Below are 21,046 nucleotides of genomic sequence, written 5' to 3' on the forward strand. Positions count from 1 at the left end.
ATGGCGTCCCGGTCTTTTGCCGGGCTCAACCGGCCCGTTGAGTCGATGACGCTTGCATCTGCACGCCCCGGTCAGTACAAAACGCCCTGAGCCGCGTGGCAATGCTGGATCCATCGACCGCCGGCCAATTTGCCTGGACCTTGAGGAAGTAAGTAATGAAGAAGTGGCAATGTATCGTCTGCGGCCTTATCTACAACGAAGCAGACGGCTGGCCTGATGATGGCATCGCGCCGGGCACGCGTTGGGAGGACGTCCCGCAAGACTGGCTGTGCCCGGATTGCGGCGTGGGCAAAATGGATTTCGAAATGATCCAAATCGGCTGATCTGAAATTTAAGAAACGTACTACAAGGAGAAAGGAATGAACGCACCTGTCGTGATCATCGGCACAGGATTGGCCGGCTACAACGTGGCCCGGGAGTTTCGCAAGCTCGACAGCGAAACCCCATTGCTGCTGATCACCGCGGATGACGGGCGCTCCTACTCCAAGCCCATGCTCTCCACCGGCTTTGGCAAGAATAAGGAAGCCGATGGCCTGAGCATGGCTGAACCGGGCGCCATGGCCGAGCAACTCAAGGCCGAGGTGCGCACCCACACCCGCGTCAGCGGCATCGACCCTGGCCACAAGCGCCTGTGGATCGGCGAGGAAGCGGTGGCTTACCGTGACCTGATCCTGGCCTGGGGCGCCGAAACCGTACGCGTACCGGTCGAGGGCGACGCTGCCGAGCTGATCTTCCCGATCAACGACCTGGAAGACTATGCACGTTTTCGCGCCGCCGCCGCCGGCAAGCGCCGCGTACTGCTGCTCGGCGCCGGCCTTATTGGCTGCGAGTTCGCCAATGATCTGATCCTGGGTGGTTATGAGATCGATCTGGTCGCGCCGTGCGAGCAAGTCATGCCCACTCTGCTGCACCCGGCTGCGGCTGCGGCGGTGCAAGCCGGCCTGGAAAGCCTTGGCGCACGCTTCCATCTGGGGCCGGTGCTCAACCGCCTGCAACGCACGGCCGACGGCCTGGAAGCGCATCTGTCGGACGGTGAAGTGATCCGTTGCGACCTGGTGGTTTCGGCCATCGGTCTGCGCCCGCGCATCGACCTGGCAGCCGCGGCGGGCCTGCAGGTCAACCGTGGAATCATGGTGGACCGCCACCTCAAGACCTCCCACGCCAACATCTACGCCCTGGGCGACTGCGCCGAGGTCGACGGCCTCAATCTGTTGTACGTCATGCCTCTGATGACCTGCGCGCGCGCCCTGGCCCAGACGCTGGCCGGCAACGCCACCGCCGTCAGCTATGGCCCGATGCCGGTCACCGTAAAAACACCGGTGTGCCCGTTGGTGGTTTCCCCACCGCCACGCGGCACCGAAGGGGTCTGGAATGTCGAAGGGCAGGGTGGCGATATCAAGGCGCTGTGCCGCGACGCCAGTGGCCGCCTGCTGGGCTATGCGCTGACGGGCACCGCCGTGATGGAAAAACTCGCGCTCAACAAAGAACTTCCGCCGTTGCTGGCGTAAATACCGGTCGTTCTGTCGGAATAAGCACATTTTTCCCTCTAGAAAGGTCGCCGCGAGACTGGCGGAGCGTGCGAGGGCATGCCATCCTCACTCCCGTCTGCCGCAGAGTAGAGCCTGCGGCGCTTTGGGCGCCGCTCCGTCAGAGAGCGGCACGGACATAACAACAAAAAACCGTCAAAGAGGCTTCACTTATGCGTAAACCCGAACTCGCAGCCGCCATCGCTGAAAAAGCGGATCTCACCAAAGAGCAGGCCAACCGCGTCCTCAACGCCATTCTCGAAGAAATCACCGGCGCCCTGCACCGCAAGGACAGCGTCACCCTGGTGGGCTTCGGCACCTTCCTACAACGCCACCGCGGCGCCCGCACCGGCAAAAACCCGCAAACCGGCGAGCCTGTGAAGATCAAGGCGAGCAATACCGTTGCGTTCAAGCCGGGCAAGTCGCTCAAAGACAGCGTCAACCCGTAAGCGCAGTACCGTCCGAAGGGAGGCGGGGTGATAGGAAAAGTGGGCACGCCGACGGGGTTGGGTGCCCATTTTTTGTGGGGTTAAATCAATGGCCCTTCTTTTTCTCATCCAAATAGAAATTCAGATATTTTTTGGGGCGGTCTTGAAAAGCTCGTGCTTTACCAAAGCTATAAGCTTCATCAAAGCACTTAAATGCATCGGCCTTTCTTTCTAACTCTAGAAATGCCATTCCCAAATTGATCAATGGACCCGTATCAATATCGGACTCGCGCCCATCCAACGTTTTCTGCGCCCACTGTTCAGCTGCCGTGAAATCACCGCTGTCAAAGTAAAGATTGAAAAAAGAACCTGTGACCCATGATGACAGAGGCGTCCACTCAAGCTTTGGCTCAGGAAGTAAATCCCATGCCTGCTGATACATAGCCTGGGCTTCAGATTTTTTGTTCTGGTCATCGAGATCATTACCTGACGCCATAATGTTCATGATCTTTTCTGCGAGGTCGGGATTCTCATCTGCCAAGTCTTTCATACAATAATCCTTACTAATATTTAGGCTGCTCAGCCGGCCCGATAAAGTCGGCGGGATCTTTATATCGATCCGTAAGTAAAGCGCCTTTTGATCGGTTGTGAGAATAATATTCCAGCTCATAGTTGTCAGAGTCGCGCATCCATCCTCTGACCTCTTTTGATTTGGCGCCGTGAAAACCGCCCTTGCTGTTCCAGTATTTGACGGCATCGGTCTTATGGGCCATATCAGCGTCTTTAATCGAGTACCATTTTTTATCGGTGCTCTGGAATCTCATATTTTTGCCTGTACCGATGATTTTGCCCTCGGCTCTCATCCGTGCGATTACCGCTTTCCCCGTGCGGCTGTTTTTGCCTGGTGTTCTGCCCACAGAATTCAGGCGGCAAGATAGCCCCAATGGGTCGACCCACCCAAATGGGTTTTTCGCGTAGACGTAGAAATTCAAACCGCCGTGCAACCCAATCGGATCCGGCGTAGTAAACCGCCCCACATCCGGATCATAAAACCTGAACGTGTTGTAGTGCAGCCCAATCTCCCGATCCAGATACTGCCCCTGAAACCTCAGGTTCTGCTCTTCAATGTAATAAGGCTCGCGCACCTCTTCCAGTGTGTTGCCCCACACCCGATACGTCGCCTGCCAAACTGTGTGCCCATCCGCTTCGGTGAGTTGTTCCGGCAAGCCGTTCAGGTCGTTGTGGTAGTAGCGGATTTTTTGCAGAGGCCCGCTGCCGTCAATGCGGGCCAGGGGTTCGTAGCCTTCGTTTTCGTAGACGTACAGGCTGGTTTGGCTGTGGCGGTGTTCCTGTAACAACCGCAGGCCATCCCACATAAACCGGGTTTCCCCCAGCGGATACCCGTCACCGCCGTGCTCGGTTTTCGCGATGCGTCGGCCCAGCGGGTCGTAGGTCATCCGGACCACGCTGCCGTTTTCATTGCGTACTTCGATCAGACGGCTTTCGGCGTCGTAGGCAAAGCGTTGCAGGCCGCGCGCGGTGCTGCGTTTTTCGATTGTGCGGCCGAAGGCGTCATAGCGATAACGCTTGTCCTGATAAGTCAGCAGCTTGTTGTGCACCACCAGCCCGGCGCCGGGTTGCGGGCCGTCGAGCAGGTTGGCGGCGGCGTCGTAGGCGAAGGTTTCGCGTTGGCCGTGCAGGTTGTCCTGGCTGGCGATGATGCGGCCGGTGGCGTCGTAGTGCAGCAGTTGGCGGTGTTGTGTGGCGGGCTGCTGGTCGAGTTTGCCGATCAGGTTGTCGGCGGGGTCGTATTCGAATTGTTTTTGTGCGGCTGCCGGTAACAGCGATGGTTGGCCCGCCAGGCGACGTTGACGTGCGCGCAGGCGGCCGCTGCGGTCGTATTCGCTGCGGGTGCTGAGCTGACCTTGGGTGCGCAGCACTTCGCGGTGCAGGCGGTCGCGTTCGAAGTCGCTGATCACCTGGCCATCGAGGTTGATCTGATGCAGGTGGCCGCTGCCGTAGTACAGGCGGTTGAGCCAGCGGCCGTCGGGCAGTTGGGTCTGGATCAGGTTGCCGAGTTCGTCGTAGTGGTGGTGCAGGCTGCCCGCCGAGCTCTGTTCGGTGAGTAACTGGCCAAGGGCGTCGTAGGCGAAGCTCAGGGCCTGGGTGTTGCCGTGCAAGTCGGTGAACGTCACCGCCGTAAGCTGATCCACGGCGTCGTAGCTGTAGTCCGTGCGGCCATCGTCGGTGGTCTTGGCGATCAGGCGGCCAACGGCGTCGCGCTCCAATCGATGGACGATGGGCGCGGGCGCTGTCTCGGGGACGACGGCCAAGCCACTGCCATACGGGGCCGGTACAGCGCTCACCGCAATCACATTGTCCAGCGGATCGTAGCGGTAGCGCTTGGCGCTGCCATCCAGGTCCTGCTGCTCGGTCAACCGATCGCCGGCGTCCCAGGCAAACCGATAACGCTCGCCGTTTTCGTTGATCAGCGCTTGCAGGCGCCCATAGCTGTCATAGCCGAACTGCACCTGCCGACCATGGGCGTCGATGCGCTGGCGCACCTGGCCGCGACGGTTGTGCTGATACAGGGTGGTATGCCCGGCCGGGTCGGTGTAACCCACCAGTTGGCCGCTGGTGTTGCGTTGGTATTGCTCGGTGCGCCCGTCCGGCAATTGGCTGCTGAGCAGGCGCCCCTGGGCGTCATAGCTGAACAGGGTGCGCTCGCCAAGGGCGTCGGTGATGACCTGCAAATTGCCGCGTTCGTCGTAGCTGAAGCGGGTGGGATAGCCGGAGCAATCCACATGCTCGACTAACTGCCCGAACGGGTTCCAGCGCAGCTTCTTGCTTTTGCCAGTGGCGTCGATGATTTCTACGGGCTGGCCGTGATCGTCATAGCGATAGCGAGTGACATAGCCCAGCGGGTCGGTTTCGGCGATGCAGTTGCCGCGCTGATCGTAGCGATACGCCCAGCTATTGTCGGCGGCGTCGGTCTCCACCAGCGGCAGTGCCCAATGCTCAAGCCACAAGGTCGAGTCGCTGCGGCCCAGCGGGTCAGTCTCGCCGATCAGGTTGCCGGCATCGTCGTAGCTGTACGCATAGCGCCCGCCCAGCGGATCGGTGGCGCTGAGCAATTGGCGTTCGTCGTTCCACTCGAACAGCCAGGTTTGCCCGAGGTTGTCGCTGTACCGAACGATCTGGTGCTGGGTGTTCCAGTGACGGGTACTGACGCGTTGCAAGCCGTCGGTAATCCGCGTGATACCGGCCTGCAAGTCATAGTCGAACTGGTAGGCGTCGCCTTCGTCGGTCCAGTGCCGGACCACGCGCCATTCCGCGTTTTCAACCAAGGCCCACTCGTAAAAACAGCGCAACCCGGTCGGTAGCTGGTGCTCCACCATGCGCCGGCCAGCATCGTAGCTGAAGCGGCGCTGCACTTGGCCAGTTGCATCGCGGACCTCAGCCAGGTTGCCGATAGCGTCATAGCCATAGCTGACCAGCACTTCGCGGCGCTGGTCGGGGTACAGCCGTTCGAGTCGTACCACGTGACCTTGATCACGGATCAACTCCACTTGCACCAGATCGAAGGTATCGCGCAGTCGGACCAGGCGCCCGGCGTCGTCATAATCGACATGGATGCGGTTGTCGTTGCGGTCGCCGAGTTGGCTGAGGCGCAGCAATGCCGGGTTGGCGGAGGGTTCGAACAAGCGATACAGGCCGTCATCGCTTTCAATCAGCAGCTCACCGTTGAGGTGTCGGCGCACGGCCAGCCCTTCACCGGCGCTGAACACCGCGCCGCCCAGGGGGATGCTGCCCATGTCGATAGGCCGGCCCTGTTCATCGGTGTAGATCAGCGTTTCACCGCCGTCGGGGTGAGGCTGGATGGCGACGCAGACTTCATACGGCACGCTCCAGCCTGGGCCGAACAGGCTGCCCGTGCGTTCGTCACGGCTGTTGTAGAACCGCTGCCAATCAATCGGCAGGATGCCGGGCAGGACGAAATCCAGCTCTTCGTCACCGCCCAGCACCTTGGCGCCGGTGGCCGCGTGCACCGGGTTCGACGAGCCCATCGCCGCGTTGGCCATTGCCCCCATCGCACTGCTAACGGCCATCGAGGCCGCGCCGCCGATCAACATGCAGGGCAACTTGCTGAAGAACTTGCCCTTGCCGCCCTTGAGCATCAGCAACGCCGTCACCGCCAGCCCGACGCCCGGTGTCTTGCCGCTGCGAATCTCGCGCACCACCACCGAGCCGCCGCCAATGGTCACATTGGAGGAGATCAGCCCCGACGACACCACCGTTGCATCGCAGGTGCTGCGGTCACCGCTGCGCACCGCCGGTTGGCCATTGATGGTGACTTTTTCCGAACCCTCGGCCAGAAACTGCGGCGGCATCGGTGGGTGCTTCATGCACGTCACCAGGTCCAGCGGCTTGGGTTCGGCGCCGGGGGCGGGCGTGGCAACCGTAGGGCGCCACATCTGCGAGAAGAAACTCTCGGCCATGTCCAGAAAGCTGGCTTCTGGCTCGGGCGCGGGCTCTTCCAGCTCAGTGCCGGCGGGTGCGACGTGAGAGGTGATCGCCCCGGCGGCGCGTGCGGCCGGAATGTTGTTGGTCAGGGTGTTGGTGGAACCGGTGAGGATGTTCGCCTGCACCGTGGGCGGAAACAGGGCGTTGCTGAAGCTCTCGCATAAATTCGATAAGCCTTTGTCCGCGCCGGTCTTGCTCATGGCCAGGCCGACAACCGTGCCCACCACGGCGCCCAACAGGAAGCAACCGAGCCCGCCAGTGGCCACGGTAATCCCGGTGGCGGCAACCACCGCCGCCGTCGCCACCGCCGTGATCGCGATGTTGGCCGCCACTTCCAGCACACCGCCGAGGATGTCGGCCATCATCGAAGTGTGGGAGAGTGCATCGCCCATGCGGGCCGCCCAAAGCGCGTCAGACATGCAGGCAGCTCATTAGGAAATGGCGTCGAACGACAGCGAGTTCTTGATCAGCGCCCAATGCGCCGCTTCGGCCTCCCCAAGCTTCTCGGCCTTCACATAACTCAAGGCGAGCATCTTGCGCGTGCCCGGTATCACCAGCGCCAGCTGGTATTGGAACACCTTGTCGTTGCCCTTGTTGAACTGGCTGCGCAGCTCGATGCCTTCCACTTCCTGCGCGGCGCCCAAGCGCACGTCAACGCCCGGTTGATAGCGCAGATCCTGCACCTGTTTTTCCAGGCGCTGGAGCTGGTCGTTGAAGTTGCTGTGCAGGGTTTCGCCGTCGGCCAGTTGGCTGCGGCTGACGATCAGGGATGTGCCCAGCTCCGGGAACTTGAGGATGTTGATCGTCGCATCCTGCAGCTCGCTCGCCGGCAGTTGGAACTGGAATTCGTTGATTCGGTACGTCATGGCAAACGGGTCTCGTCAGGAGCTTTTCGGCGCGGGGAACGCGGCTTTGATATTGGCGTCGATGCTGGTTTTCTGGCCCTGTCCATCGGGCGTGGCGCCAGGGCCGCCGCCGTTATTGAGGTGCAGCACGCCTTTGGTATTGATCTCGGCATCGCCGCTGGCATAGAAGCTGATGTTTACGCCGGTGAGGTTGATCTGCCCGCTGGCATTCAACTCCAGGATGCTTTCGCCGCAGACCAGGCGCAGGTTTTCGCCCACTTCGATCACGTAACTCTGGCTGATGCTGTCGGTCTTGCGCTGGCCCACCGAAAGGATGTCTTCCTGCTTGACGATGCGCAGGCGGTTGTTGCCGATGGTTACCGTCTCGTTATGGCCAATGCTCTTGTTGCGGTCGTGCCCGACGGAGTGGCTCTCATCCACCTCCACCACGATGTCCTGGTTGCGCTCGGCATGGATATACAGCTGCTCCAGGCCCTTCTTGTCCTCCATGCGGATTTCATTGAAGTTGGCCGGCGTGCCGCCCTTGCTGGAGCGGCTTTTCATGCCGCTCTGGGTTGCGTTCTCGGGCAGGTCGTAGGGCACGGTCTGCTCGGCGTTGTACACCCGCCCGGTGATGATCGGTCGGTCCGGGTCGCCTTCCAGAAAGCTCACAATCACCTCCTGGCCGATCCGCGGAATCTGCATCGAGCCCCAGTTCTTGCCGGCCCAGGACTGCGACACACGAATCCAGCACGAGCTGTTTTCGTTGGATTGGTCGTGACGGTCCCAATAGAAATGCACCTTTACGCGGCCGTACTGGTCGGTCCAGATTTCCTCGCCTTTGGGGCCGACCACCAGTGCGGTTTGCGGGCCTTTGACGATGGGCCGGTGAGTGGTGGCCAACGGGCGGAAGCTTTGCTGTGCGTCGATGCAGGTCAGGCTGCTTTCGAACTGCGCCGAGGCCGAACCGCCGCCGCTTTCGAGGTTTTCCTGGACGATGTAGTAGCGGATGCCAACGATCAGGTATTCGCGATTCTGGTCCTGGCGGCTGAAGCCGGTGAGGCTGAACAGATGGCCCGATCCCAGGCCGCGTGCATTGCCGGCAAACTCGATCTGTTCGTGCAGGGTTTGCAGCGCTTCGATGCGGGTGCGCGCGTAGTGCTCGCCGTCTTCGCTTTGCACATAGGTGCCGGGGTAGTCGTAGAGCGGGTAGTCGCCGGCGGTATGTGGGCGCGGCATGGCCGAGCGCACGTCGATGCTGGCGCTGGGGCGCTGGAAGTCGTAGTCGTTGAGTTCCAGGGAGCCCGGCTGCACCTCCTGCGCCAAATGCCAGTTGTGCATATGGTCGCGTTCGCGCTGTTGCTCATCCTTGGGGTAGTACGGCACCGACGCGTAGCCCGGCACGGTGGTGTGGGCGCCATAGGCATCGGCCAGTACCAGCACATGGCGGTCCTGCTCATGGCGGAAGAAGTAGTAGATGCCTTCCTGTTCCATCAAGCGGCTGACGAAATCGAAGCTGGTTTCGCGGTACTGCACGCAGTATTCCCACTCGCGATACGGCCGGCTCAGGGCGTCTTCGAAGTCGGAAAAGCCCAGGTCGCGGAACACCTGCTTGATGATCTGCGGGATGCTCAGGTTCTGGAAAATCCGGCAGTCCGAGGTCCGAGTCAGCAGCCAGAACCACGGGCGCAGCGTCACTTGGTAACTGGCGAACTGGCCTTGATCAATGTTCTGGCTGCACCGCGCGACGATGCCGTGGAAGTGCCGCTCGCCGCCGTCCGCCAATTGCAGGCCGACGCTCATGGGTTTGCCGAGCAACTGGTTGAGGTCGATGTTGGCGTCCAGGGACGTCAGTTGCAGCTCGTAATTGAACAGGCGCCCCAACTCTTCACCACCGCCCATTTCATTGAGCAGCAGCACATCCGGCCCGAGGGGGCTGGTGATTTTGGCCAGGCGTGAGGCTTGGTTGAATAGCATCGAAGTACCCTAATAACTGAAGGAACCCAGTCCAAATGTGGGAGGGGGCTTGCCCCCGATAGCAGTGTGTCAGTTGATGCATGCAGTGCCTGATTCACCGCTATCGGGGGCAAGCCCCCTCCCACATTTAAACCTTATTTCAACAGTCGTTATTCGGCGTCGTTGAAGTCGTAGTGCAGCTCATTATCCCGACTGCTGATCCGCACACCCGCCAGCGCCTTGCCCTCAAGCATGCGCGTGAGGAATTCACGGCTCATGTCCGGCAGCAGGCTGTTGGTAAGGATGGTGTCGATCATGCGTCCGCCGCTTTCGGTTTCGGTGCAACGCGAGACGATCAGGTCGACCACCGCGTCGTCGTAGTCGAAGGCGACCTTGTGGGTGTTCTCCACACGTTTTTTGATGCGGTTGAGCTGCAAGCGGGTGATCGCCTTGAGCATCTCGTCGCTCAGCGGGTAGTAAGGGATCGTCACCAGGCGGCCGAGCAGGGCCGGTGGGAAGATCTCCAGCAGCGGCTGGCGCAGGGCCTTGGCAATCTCCTCGGGCTCGGGGATGTTCGCCGGGTCTTTGCAGACCTGGGAAATCAGCTCGGTGCCGGCGTTGGTGGTCAGCAGAATCAAGGTGTTCTTGAAGTCGATCACCCGGCCTTCGCCGTCTTCCATTACGCCTTTGTCGAACACTTGGAAGAAAATCTCGTGCACGTCCGGGTGGGCTTTTTCCACCTCGTCCAGCAGCACCACGCTGTAGGGCTTGCGCCGTACCGCTTCGGTCAGCACACCGCCCTCGCCGTAGCCGATGTAGCCTGGTGGCGCGCCCTTGAGGGTCGACACGGTGTGGGCTTCCTGGAACTCGCTCATGTTGATGGTGATGACGTTCTGCTCACCGCCGTACATGGCTTCGGCCAGGGCCAGGGCGGTTTCGGTCTTGCCCACGCCGGAGGTGCCGGCCAGCATGAATACACCGATCGGCTTGCTCGGGTTGTCGAGGCCGGCGCGAGAGGTCTGGATGCGCTTGGCGATCATCTGCAAGGCATGGTCCTGGCCGATGATGCGTTTTTTCAGGTGCTGATCCAGGTTCAGCACGGTTTCCAATTCGTTGCGGGCCATGCGGCCCACCGGGATGCCGGTCCAGTCGGCGACCACCGAGGCCACGGCCTGGTAATCCACGGTCGGCAGGATCAGCGGGGTTTCGCCTTGCAGCGCGGTGAGGCGTTGTTGCAGGTCGACCAATTGAGTGCGCAATTCGTCGTTGCCACTGTCCACCACCCCGGCCTTTTCGCGCAGGGTGGCACGGGTTGCGAGCAGCTCGTCCACCAGGGCTTTCTCTTCGGCCCAACGGCTTTCGAGGGTGGCCAGGCGCTCGCGTTCGGCGGCCAACAGGGCTTCGCTGTTGCTCTGGCGCGCGCCGGTGTCAATGCCAATGGCATGCTCGCGGGCAATGATCTGCAGCTCGGTTCCCAGGGCCTCGATGCGACGGCGGCTGTCGTCTACTTCGGCCGGCACCGCGTGCAGGCTGATGGCCACGCGGGCGCAGGCGGTGTCCAGCAGACTCACGGATTTGTCCGGCAACTGGCGCGCCGGAATGTAGCGGTGCGACAGCTTCACTGAGGCTTCCAGGGCTTCGTCGAGGATCTGCACCTGGTGGTGCTGTTCCATGGTCGAGGCCACGCCGCGCATCATCAACAGGGCTTTGTCTTCGGAGGGCTCGGCCACTTGCACCACTTGGAAGCGGCGGGTCAGGGCCGGGTCTTTCTCGATGTGCTTCTTGTACTCGGCCCAGGTGGTGGCGGCCACGGTGCGCAGGGTGCCGCGGGCCAGCGCAGGCTTGAGCAGGTTGGCCGCATCGCCGGTGCCGGCGGCGCCACCAGCGCCCACCAGCGTATGGGCTTCGTCGATAAACAGGATGATCGGCTTGGGCGAGGCCTGCACGTCTTCAATTACCTGGCGCAGACGCTGTTCGAACTCGCCTTTCATGCTGGCGCCGGCTTGCAGCAAGCCCACATCCAGGCTGCGCAGTTCTACATCCTTGAGCGACGGCGGCACATCGCCGGCGACGATGCGCAGGGCAAACCCTTCGACCACGGCGGTTTTACCCACCCCGGCTTCACCGGTGAGGATCGGGTTGTTCTGGCGCCGACGCATAAGGATATCGACCAACTGGCGGATCTCTTCGTCACGCCCCACGATCGGGTCGAGCTTGCCGCTGCGCGCCTGTTCGGTCAGGTCCACAGTGAAGCGCTTGAGGGCTTCCTGCTTGCCCATCGCGCTGGGCGCCATGGCGCCGCTGGCTTCGCCCGGAACGGCGCCGGCGTTGAAACCGTCGCTGGCGGTCAAGGCGTTTTCCGGCGAGTCGCCGACGTATTCGTCAAAACGCTCGCTCAGGGCCTCGGCCTTGATCTTGTCGAACTCGCCGGACAAGCCTAACAACGCATGGCGCAGGCTCGGAGTCTTGAGAATGCCCAGCACCAGGTAACCGGTGCGCACTTGGCTTTCGCCGAACATCAGGCTGCCGTAGACCCAGCCACGTTCCACTGCTTCTTCTACGTGGGACGACAGGTCGGTGATGGAAGTCGAGCCGCGCGGCAGACGGTCCAAGGCTTCGGTCAGGTCGCGGGCCAGGCGCGCCGGCTCGACGTTGAACTGGCGGATGATGCGGTGCAGGTCCGAGTCCTGCAGTTGCAGCAACTGGTGGAACCAGTGGGCCAGTTCCACGTAAGGATTGCCCCGCAACTTGCAGAACACGGTGGCGGCTTCGATGGCTTTGTAGGCCACGCTGTTGAGTTTGCCGAACAGTGCGGCGCGACTGATTTCACCCATGCTCTGGATTCCTTGAGGTGGTGGCTTGATCGGCGTAATGCCGGGCCAGGATTAGGTCGTTGGCGTCGTGCGCAGGTTGGCCGAGCCACGTGTTGAAGCCCAGGCGAAACTGGCCGTTAAGCCGCAGCGCCGGTACTTCGGGTTGTTGCAGGACCAGGTTCAAGTCCCAGTCCAATTCGTGGCCCAGATACTCGGCTACCCACGCCACCAGTTCGTTGAACGGCTGGTGGCCGGGCAGCATGCCCATGTAGTCATCGAGCGTGAGCGGGCCCAGGCGGATACGGAATTTATGCTGGCGGTCCCACACATGGCTGCCCAGGCACAGGTCCACGCCCAGCCGGTTGGCGTTGACGCCCACGCGGCTGCGTTCGGGCAGTTCGAGCCATTGGCCGACGTATTCCTCGATCTCTACCGGCAGGCCGAAGTACTCGCTGAGGATGGCTTTGAGACCGTCCGGATAGCGGGTCTGTGCCGACAGGTGGCCGCTGTAATGCAGCTTGGCCGTGTCGGGAATCAGCCCCTGGTTGAGCAGGCTCGGCATGCCGCGACCGCTCAACGCGGCGAGGCGCGCGGACCAGTAGTCATCGTCGGGGCGGTCGTGGCTGACCGTCGGCCGCGCCTCGGCCCAGGCTCGGTAGAACAGGCTGAGCAGACGATGGTGGAACACGTCCAGAAACTGTTTGCTGGTGCTGTCGGCGTTGTTGCGTTGACGCTCGCGCACGTATTCGGTGATGTGCAACGGCAGCGGGCCGTTGGGGCCGCCCAGGCCGAAGAAGAATTGCTCCAGCCGCGCCGGCCGGCCGTCACCGCCAGGCTCCAGCGACGCCAGGGTGGCCGGGGCGAACGTGCAGTCGGCCTGTTGCCCGAGGCGCAACGGGTCGTCCGCCAGGCGCAGGGAATGGCCCAGGCGCGGCAGCTGCGGCGACTCGCATTCGATGCGCCGCAGGGCCTGGAAGAAATCGTATTCCCAGGGCTCCTGGTGCATCGCTTCCAGGGTACTCACAGGGTCGGACGACGTCCGGGCTTGGCTTTCCATCGCATGATCTCGCCGCGTTCGGTGGTACGGATCACCGTCTCGGTAAAGCTGTTGATCGACACGTAGCGTGCCAGGAAGCGTTCCAACACCGCACCGAGCAGGAACACGCCGGTGCCGCGAAACGCGTTTTCATCGAATTCCAGGGTGATTTCCAGGCCCCGGCCAAACACGATCGGGCCGGGCATCGGCAGGCGCCGGGTCACGGCTTTACTGCAGACTTCGCGCAAGCCCTCGATCTGCAATTGCAGCGCGGCATCGTTGCTGTCGCCATACAGCCGCAGCAGCTCGCGCAAGGCGCCGGCGCCCTGGCCCTGTTCGCTCAGGGACAGGTAATTGAGCGACAGCTGGCTGATCAGGCGCCAAGCCTTGGCGTCATGGGCATGGCTGGCGCGCGGGCGGCTCGGGCCGGCTACGCAGCGCACGGCCAGCACCGGGGCGCTGTCGGCCAGGGTGAAGTCGGTCTTGCCATTGCCCACGCTCATGAACAGCGGCAGATCGCGGTTGGTGCACAGGGCGGTTACGCCGAGTTGGCGCAGGTCGTGACGGTACGGCGCTTGCTGGCTGTCCACCAGGCTCACAAAGGTTTCGCTGCCCACGTAGGTGGAACGCGGGCCGTTGCGGCGTTGGTCGCTGGACAGCACGCGAGGCTCGCGGCGCACCGTGTAGTAGGCCTTGTCCCGCCCGTAGCGCGACGGGTCGCGCACCGCGTAGAACGGCAGAAACGGCTGCTCCGGTCCGGTGCCATGGCCGGTCAGGCCGGTGAGGGAATGCACCTCGAAATCCATCGGCCGGGTGCGGTCGGCGATCACATGGTGTTCATTGACGCGGTCGGACAGGTGAATACGGTCCAGGCGTTTGGGGAACAGGTTGATCGCCGGGGTGCAGAACGGCAGGAACTGCGCCGCACCGACACTGCCTTCCAGGCTCGGCTCGTGACGGTCGAACAGCACGATCAATTCCAGCTCCTGGCCGTCGCAGCGCTTGACCGCCCGGCTCAGCTCGGCGAACTCCACGAACAGGAACCGCTGGGGCAGGGCGAAGTACTCCTGCAACAACCGATAACCCTGGAACGCCCGCGCCACTACCGGCATGGCCGCGTCCGCGTCGTCGAACCCGCGTGAACGCAGTGCGTCTTGCGGTAGGCGCTCGACCCAATCGCCACCGGGCTTGCGCGCGAACACCGCGCAGGCGTTGCCCAGCAGTTGCTCGTAAAGGCGGAACGGTTGCTCGTCGGCGCCGCTGAGGTACAGCGGCAGGCTGTCAAGATCGAGGCTGTTGAATGGCAGCTCGGCGCCGGTGCGCAGGGTCAGGCGCAGGCCGGCCTTGGCCTTCGGTTCGCTGGCGGCCAGGCGCCCGAGTACGGTGGCCGGGTTGCCGAAGTACTCGGCATTGCTCACCTGCAGCGGCCACAGCGTCACCGGGTGCGCGGTGCGGTACTCGCAGCAGGTTTGGGTCTCGCGGCCGAGGGCGGCGCGCAGGACGGTGTCGCGCGGCAACGGGAAACCGCCGACCAGCGAACCTTCGTCGGGGTCGGTCTGCAATTGCACCACGGTCATCGACGGGGTCGGCGCCAGGTAATGCGGGTAGGCGATTTCCAGCAAATTGTGGGTGAAGGTCGGGTACTCGGCGTCGAGCTTGAGCTGCACGCGGGCGGTCAGGTAGGCAAAGCCTTCGAGCAGGCGTTCGACGTACGGGTCGGCGCAGTCCATACCGGACAGGGTCAGCCGACTGGCGATCTTCGGGTATTCCTTGGCGAACTCGGCGGCGCTTTCGCGCACGTGGTGCAGTTCCTGGTTGTACAGCTCCAGCAGGCGCGGGTTCATAAGCGCCTCCGTTGGTCAGCGTTGACCACGCGCACATGGCCGGATTCCAGGTCCAGGTCGGTTTGCAGCAGCAGGCGCAACGGCACCGGCTGTGCCCACAAGTCGCCTTCGATCTCGAAGCTCAAGGCGTTGTGGTTCATCTCGCCGTGGCCGACCCGGGCTTTGACGCGCAGGGTGTGGCGCAGGATGCGCGGCTCGAAGGTGGCGATGGCCTGATAGATCAGGGCCTCCAGCGCTTTGATGTCCACGCTGGACACGCTGTTGCCCGCCAGCGCCGGCAGGCCGTAATTGATCACCGACGTACCGGCCGGGGTGTGCAGCGTCGCATCGGCATCGAGCAACGACGTGGTATTGAGCAGCCACGCCAGGTCACGCAGCACCGAGGCTTTCAATTGGGTCAGGGACAGCACGCGTTTGTCGGCGCTTTCCTTGGGATTGGTTGGGTCTTCGTCGGTCAACCGGTCCAACAGGGACGGTTGCAGACGGTCGCGGGAAGCGATTTCAGTTACCACCAAAGCAGCTCCACGGACGGATTGCGAGAGGAACAAGAGGCTGCGCTTGAGGCCGTAGTGCCGTGGCGCAGGGCCACGGCACCAGGGCTATCAGCGCTTGGTGTTGGAACGGATGTTCCAGCCAAACTTGACCGCGCCGCCGTCTTTGGTGCCGTCGGCTTTCTGTGGCTGGTAGTCCACCATCACTTGGGCGAAGTTCAGGGTGACGTTCTCGGTCAGACGGTCATCGGTGCCCGAACCGCCGGTGCTCAGCGACGTCACCAACACTTCTTCCAGGTTGATCACCATGTACTCGACCTGGCTTTCACCACCGGCTTTGCGCACGGTCAGCTTGACCTTGTCGATGTGCTTGCCGCTGGCGCACAGCATCATCAGGTTAGGCGACGCTTTGTCGACGTACTTGGTCAGCGACAGGTCCTGGATGTTCACCTTGCCCGCACCGCCGCCACCGCCAACGTGCATGTTGCCGGACTGGGACATGCCCCAGCTCCAGTTCAGCACGTCGATTTCGTCTTTGTGGGCTTTGTCCATGGACTCGCCCTTGATGTCGCCGATCTTGATGAAAATATCAACAGCCATGTTTTCTCCCTGTGTGGCGCTTGCCACTGATATTTGAGTCACTCCAAATGGGCAGTGCTTTTGTGTGGGAGGGGGCACACCCACTCCTGCACAAGAGCCGGCTCATCTGTTGTTAGGCGCTTTTCGCCGAAGGCAGCTTCGACACCAGGCGCAACGACACGGTCAGCCCTTCGAGCTGGTAGTGCGGGCGCAGGTAGAACTTGGAGTTGTAGTAACCCGGGTTGCCTTCCACTTCTTCCACGATCACCTCGGCGGCCGCCAACGGGTGCTGGGCCTTGGTGGTTTCGGTGGAGTGCGCCGGATCGCCGTCCACGTAGTTGAGGATCCAGTCCTGCAACCAGCGCTGCATCTCGTCCTTCTCTTTGAAGGAACCGATCTTGTCGCGCACGATGCACTTCAAGTAGTGGGCGAAACGGCAGGTGGCGAACAAATACGGCAGACGCGCGGCCAGGTTGGCGTTGGCGGTGGCGTCCGGATCGTCGTATTCGGCGGGTTTCTGCAACGATTGCGCGCCGATGAAGGCGGCGAAATCGGTGTTTTTCTTGTGCAGCAGCGGCATGAAACCGTTCTTCGCCAGCTCCGCTTCGCGACGGTCGCTGATGGCGATCTCGGTCGGGCACTTCATGTCCACGCCACCGTCGTCGGTAGGGAACGTGTGGGCCGGCAGGTTTTCCACTTCACCGCCGGACTCCACACCACGGATGCGCGAGCACCAGCCGTAGTGTTTGAACGAACGGTTGATGTTCACCGCCATGGCGTAAGCGGCGTTGGCCCAGGTGTACTTGGAGCTGTCGGCGCCGTCGGTGTTTTCTTCGAACGCGAAGGCTTCCACCGGATCGGTCTTGGCGCCATACGGCAGGCGCGCCAGGAAGCGCGGCATGGTCAGGCCGATGTAGCGCGAGTCTTCCGATTCACGCAACGAACGCCAGCCGGCGTATTCCGGGGTGGTGAAGATCTTGGTCAGGTCGCGCGGGTTCGACAGTTCCTGCCACGAGCCCATGCCCATCACGGTCGGCGATGCCGCAGCGATGAAGGGGGAGTGCATGGCGGCGCAGACTTTCGACAGCTCGCCCAGCAGCTCGACGTCCGGTGGCGACTGGTCGAAGTAGTAGTCGCCCACCAGGCAGCCGTACGGCTCGCCGCCGAACTGGCCGTATTCTTCTTCGTACATTTTCTTGAAGATCGGGCTCTGGTCCCACGCGGTGCCCTTGAATTTCTTCAGGGTCTTGTGCAGGTCCGGCTTGGAGATATTGAGCACACGGATCTTGAGCTGCTCATCGGTCTCGGTGTTGTTGACCAAGTAGTGCAGGCCACGCCAGGCGCTTTCCAGCTGCTGGAAGTCCGGGTGGTGGATGATCTGGTTGACCTGGGCGGTCAACTTGGCGTCGATGGCAGCGATGATCGATTCGATCGACTTGATCGCGTCGTTGGACACCAGATCGGTCTGCGCCAGGGCTTGTTCGGCCAAGGTGCGCACGGCGGTTTCCACGGCTTCGCGGGCACGTTCGGTCTTGGGCTTGAATTCCTGCATCAGCAAGGATGCGAATTCGCTGGTTTCTTCAGTGGCGCCCAGGCTCTGGACGCCTTCGCGTGCGGTGTTGTCGGTCATGATTACTGATCCCCTGCAGGCTTCGGCGCGCTGGCAAGTGCCTGAAGCAGTGCCGGGTCCTTGATTGCCTTCATGATGATTTCTTCAGCGCCGGTCTTGCCGTCCATGTAGGTCAGCAGATTGGCCAGCTGGGTGCGGGCTTCGAGCAACTGGTTCAGCGCGTCGACTTTGCGGGCCACGGCGGCCGGGCTGAAGTCGTCCATGCTTTCGAAGGTCATGTCCAGGCTCAGGTTGCCTTCGCCGGTCAGTTCGTTCGGCACATGGAATGCCACGCGCGGCTGCATGGCCTTGAGGCGCGAGTCGAAGTTGTCGACATCCACTTCAAGGAACTTGCGGTCGGCCACGGGCGCCAGCGGCTCGGCAGGCTTGCCGGCGAGGTCGGCCATCACACCCATCACGAAGGGCAGCTGGACCTTTTTCTCGGCGCCGTAGAGCTCGACGTCGTACTCGATCTGCACTCGAGGCGCGCGGTTGCGCGCGATGAATTTCTGAGAACTTTGCTTCGCCACGTTGCTGCTCCTGGTCGCTTGAGCGACGGTGTTGTTACTGCACAGCCGGGCGGCTTACTCGCCGTCCGGGCCGCGCAGGTTTTCAAATTGGGACATGCCGTCGGGGATCAGGTTGCGCACGATCGCTTCGAAATCGGCATGGACCAGATTTTTGGCCCGGTTCAACAACACCGGCAGCGGGCTCGAAGGCTCGTGCCGGGTGTAATACGCAAGGATTTTGTCGAGGCTGCGCAGCACGTCGTCGCGGCTGGCTATATCGCCAACCGGGCGTGGCGCCGCTGGAGCAGGGGCGAAGTCGACCGAGGGGGCACTGTCTTCACTGACGGCCTCGGGTTCGCTGCTGCTGTCGGTACCGGGTACCGCCTGATTGAGGACTTGCAGCGCTTGCTTGAGTGGCTGCTTCAATGCGCTCAGGTCCACGCCCTGGGCGGAACCGACTTGTTCGTTGACCTGCTGTTCAATGGCTTCGCAGGCCGCTCGCGCGGTGCTCAAGGCGTCGCGGGTGGCTTGCAGATGGTCGGGGTCGCTGTCGAGGAACGCCGCGTTGAGCTGCTGGGCGCCCAGTTGTTCATCCGGAAAGTGCATCAGGCCGCTGGCATTGAGCGCGGCGCGCAGGCTCACGGGGCCGAAGGTGCGCGAGCGCGTCAGGATGCTTTCGCGCAGTAGGCGGATGGTCGCGTCGCTGGTCAGGCCGGCCAGTGCATTGATGCGCACGGTGGGGTCGTTATCGTCGTCGGCGTCCAGGCGCGGGTGCAGGTCGGCCCAGTATTCGCGCAGCAGTGCGTCGATCAGCGTGAGAACTTCGGCCAGACCGGCCACGCCCTGCAGGGCCAGGGAGCTTTGCAATAGAAAATGGGTGATGCGCAGGTCTTTGCTGCGCTGCAGCAAGTCGAGGCTCTGCTGCTGGATGCTGCGCCATTCCGGCGGTTCGGCGGGCAGAATAGCGTCGCCCATGCTGCGCTCGGGTTGGCCCTTGGCATCACGCTCTAGCTGGAGAAAATCCGCGTCATATTCCATGTCTTCGCCACATGGCGAGTTCGCGGAAACGGCGGCGAGCAGCAAAGGCACATCCACTGAAATCGATCTCCCTATCGGCCCGTTAAATGCCGGGCAATTCATGCATTAGTTGCGCGAGGAACTTTGCATGTTTTCTTGGTCATATAAGCACGATGGTATTAATGTGCCATCATTGGTGTTCAAGAAGTTGTGCATTTTTGGTGTAGTACTTATGCCTTGTCAAGGTAAGCTATTCGCCCTCTGTGACAGATGTGCGGTGCTTAACAACCTGTGCGACTGACGGGTCGAAGCACGTACCGAGGCAGGATTTTTGTCATGCGGCCCAGTTAAGATCAGCGATCATGCTGGCAACTGCGGGTTGTGAAGGGTCGATTGCACGACCCGATGGGGATTTCCCGGGAATGTTCGGCCCGGGAATCGACCGCGCGCGAAGTATCAGCAAGGAGGCAAGATGTCGCTGTGTTTGACTATCACTAGTTATCACAAGATTACCCCCGGGCAATGTCCCGAAAAGTCCATGAATAAGGGCTCGATGGCGATCGGCCGCAGCTCGGATAATGACTGGGTATTGCCTGATCCCGAGCGCCTCGTGTCTTCCCAACATTGCGTTATTCAATACAAAGACGGCCGTTATTATTTAACCGATAACAGTACAAACGGTGTGGAGTTGGTTAACGCCGGTATTCGTATGCGCCGTGGCAATAGCGAACCTCTGCAGGACGGCGAGCTGATCCGCATCGGCGACTACGAAATCCAGGCACGCATTGATTTCAGCGTGCAAGCGGTTGAAAGCCAACCCTTTGCCGGTGAGTCGCCGAACAGCTTCGAAGCGCTGATGGGGGCCGTTGCCAGCCCCTCGGTGCCCGCGCCCATGCCGACGCCGGTGATTGCGCCGCAGTTCCAGGGCGCCTCGTCGATGGACACGCTGCCGGACCTGTTTGACTTCCTCAGCCCCACCGCCGTGCCGCCGCCCACCGTGGCCGACCACGTCCCCAGCGAACAACACGATTTCCGCCCGCCGACGCCGGTCAGTGTGCCGGTGGCAGAACCGCCGCTGGTGTCCGCTTCGGTGATCCCCGAAGACTGGGACCTGCTCAGCGACGCGCCGCCGCCGATTATCAGCGCACCGGCACCGGCACCGATCCCATCGCCGCCACCGCCACCGCCGTCACCGCCGCTGACTCCGTCCGCCCCTGCGCCCGACGTTGCACCGCCGGTGGCCAGCGCCGGGCAGCCGGACCTGCTGCAAGCCTTCCTACGTGGCGCTGGCCTGGACCAGCTGCGCCTGGACAAGGCCGACGCTTGCGCGCAGATGGAAAGCATCGGCCGCAGCTACCGGCTGATGGTCGAAGGTCTGATCGATGTCCTGCGCGCCCGGGCCAGCCTCAAGGGCGAGTTCCGCATGCAGCAGACCATGATCCAGCCGGCTGAAAACAATCCGTTGAAATTCGCACCGAATGCCGATGAAGCGTTACTGCTGTTGCTGCGTCACGGCAACCAAGCGTTTATGGCGCCGGATGTCGCCGTGCGGGAAAGTTTCGACGACCTGCGCGCCCACCAGTTGGCGGTGATGGCGGGTGTGGAAGCGGCGATCAAACACCTGCTCAAGCGCTTCGAACCGGCGCAACTCGAAGAGCGCATGGGCAAGCCCGGCGGGCTCTCGGGTATTTTCAGCGGTTCGCGCCAGGCCCAGTACTGGCAGCAGTTCACCGAGCTTTACAGCAATATTTCCCGTGAGGCCCAGGAGGATTTCCAGGACCTGTTCGGCCGCGAATTCAGCCGGGCCTACGAAGAACACAGCGCCCGACAGCGGCGCTGACCGCCACCCACGGATTAACGGATAGCTAA

At 62.1% G+C, this 21,046-nt stretch carries 16 protein-coding genes; 4 read left to right on the top strand and 12 right to left on the bottom strand.

Annotated elements, in window-relative coordinates; all coding sequences use genetic code 11:
* The first annotated feature begins 155 nt into the window (after positions 1-155).
* The 3 genes from K1567_RS16580 (at position 156) to K1567_RS16590 (ending at position 1,975) form a co-directional block, all read left to right on the top strand.
* Positions 156-323, top strand: a complete 168-nt coding sequence (locus K1567_RS16580) for a rubredoxin (protein WP_034101514.1) — start codon at positions 156-158, stop codon at positions 321-323.
* Positions 324-359: 36 nt separating this feature from the next.
* Positions 360-1,508 (top strand): NAD(P)/FAD-dependent oxidoreductase, encoded by a 1,149-nt coding sequence (locus tag K1567_RS16585; protein ID WP_040266718.1) that lies wholly within the window; start codon positions 360-362, stop codon positions 1,506-1,508.
* A 191-nt stretch (positions 1,509-1,699) separates the two neighbouring features.
* Positions 1,700-1,975 carry an HU family DNA-binding protein gene (locus K1567_RS16590; RefSeq protein ID WP_011064269.1) on the top strand — a complete coding sequence of 92 codons (276 nt, stop codon included), beginning with the start codon at positions 1,700-1,702 and terminating at the stop codon, positions 1,973-1,975.
* Positions 1,976-2,060: 85 nt separating this feature from the next.
* Here the strand turns inward: K1567_RS16590 and K1567_RS16595 are convergent, their stop codons facing one another.
* The 12 genes from K1567_RS16595 to tssA all read right to left on the bottom strand — a co-directional run bounded on the left by K1567_RS16595 (position 2,061) and on the right by tssA (position 19,255).
* Positions 2,061-2,504, bottom strand: coding sequence for a hypothetical protein (locus K1567_RS16595; RefSeq protein ID WP_169867639.1), 444 nt, complete (start codon positions 2,502-2,504; stop codon positions 2,061-2,063).
* 13 nt (positions 2,505-2,517) lie between these two features.
* A complete protein-coding gene (locus K1567_RS16600; RefSeq protein ID WP_220698658.1) occupies positions 2,518-6,897 on the bottom strand; it encodes an RHS repeat-associated core domain-containing protein in 4,380 nt (1,459 codons plus the stop codon).
* Positions 6,898-6,909: 12 nt separating this feature from the next.
* A complete protein-coding gene (locus tag K1567_RS16605) occupies positions 6,910-7,344 on the bottom strand; it encodes a DcrB-related protein (RefSeq protein ID WP_034101512.1) in 435 nt (144 codons plus the stop codon).
* Positions 7,345-7,359: 15 nt separating this feature from the next.
* A complete protein-coding gene (locus tag K1567_RS16610; protein ID WP_034101511.1) occupies positions 7,360-9,300 on the bottom strand; it encodes a type VI secretion system Vgr family protein in 1,941 nt (646 codons plus the stop codon).
* A 149-nt stretch (positions 9,301-9,449) separates the two neighbouring features.
* Positions 9,450-12,113: a type VI secretion system ATPase TssH gene (tssH, locus tag K1567_RS16615; protein WP_047881782.1), complete on the bottom strand. Its 2,664-nt coding sequence runs from the start codon at positions 12,111-12,113 to the stop codon at positions 9,450-9,452.
* Complete coding sequence (gene tssG / locus K1567_RS16620) at positions 12,106-13,149, bottom strand: type VI secretion system baseplate subunit TssG (RefSeq protein ID WP_034101509.1); 1,044 nt, start codon at positions 13,147-13,149, stop codon at positions 12,106-12,108. Before tssG ends, tssH begins: the two co-directional genes overlap by 8 nt.
* Positions 13,113-14,972 (bottom strand): type VI secretion system baseplate subunit TssF, encoded by a 1,860-nt coding sequence (gene tssF, locus K1567_RS16625; protein WP_047881781.1) that lies wholly within the window; start codon positions 14,970-14,972, stop codon positions 13,113-13,115. The genes tssG and tssF overlap by 37 nt, the downstream gene beginning before the upstream one ends.
* A complete protein-coding gene (gene tssE, locus K1567_RS16630) occupies positions 14,969-15,484 on the bottom strand; it encodes a type VI secretion system baseplate subunit TssE (RefSeq protein WP_034101768.1) in 516 nt (171 codons plus the stop codon). The genes tssF and tssE overlap by 4 nt, the downstream gene beginning before the upstream one ends.
* A gap of 90 nt (positions 15,485-15,574) precedes the next feature.
* A complete protein-coding gene (locus K1567_RS16635; protein WP_017526783.1) occupies positions 15,575-16,063 on the bottom strand; it encodes a type VI secretion system tube protein Hcp in 489 nt (162 codons plus the stop codon).
* 112 nt (positions 16,064-16,175) lie between these two features.
* Entirely contained in the window at positions 16,176-17,672 is a 1,497-nt protein-coding gene (gene tssC, locus K1567_RS16640; RefSeq protein ID WP_034101507.1) for a type VI secretion system contractile sheath large subunit, read from the bottom strand.
* Between the two features lie 2 nt (positions 17,673-17,674).
* Positions 17,675-18,181 carry a type VI secretion system contractile sheath small subunit gene (gene tssB / locus K1567_RS16645; protein WP_034101506.1) on the bottom strand — a complete coding sequence of 169 codons (507 nt, stop codon included), beginning with the start codon at positions 18,179-18,181 and terminating at the stop codon, positions 17,675-17,677.
* A gap of 54 nt (positions 18,182-18,235) precedes the next feature.
* The gene (tssA, locus tag K1567_RS16650) at positions 18,236-19,255 is read right to left on the bottom strand and encodes a type VI secretion system protein TssA (protein ID WP_034101505.1); all 1,020 of its coding nucleotides are present in this window, start codon (positions 19,253-19,255) and stop codon (positions 18,236-18,238) included.
* 394 nt (positions 19,256-19,649) lie between these two features.
* Between tssA and tagH the strand changes: the two genes are divergently transcribed.
* Entirely contained in the window at positions 19,650-21,017 is a 1,368-nt protein-coding gene (gene tagH / locus K1567_RS16655) for a type VI secretion system-associated FHA domain protein TagH (RefSeq protein ID WP_169867637.1), read from the top strand.
* The last annotated feature ends 29 nt before the right edge of the window (positions 21,018-21,046 follow it).

Source organism: Pseudomonas sp. S5F11 (assembly GCF_019641515.1).
Classification (GTDB): Bacteria; Pseudomonadota; Gammaproteobacteria; order Pseudomonadales; family Pseudomonadaceae; genus Aquipseudomonas; species Aquipseudomonas rhodesiae.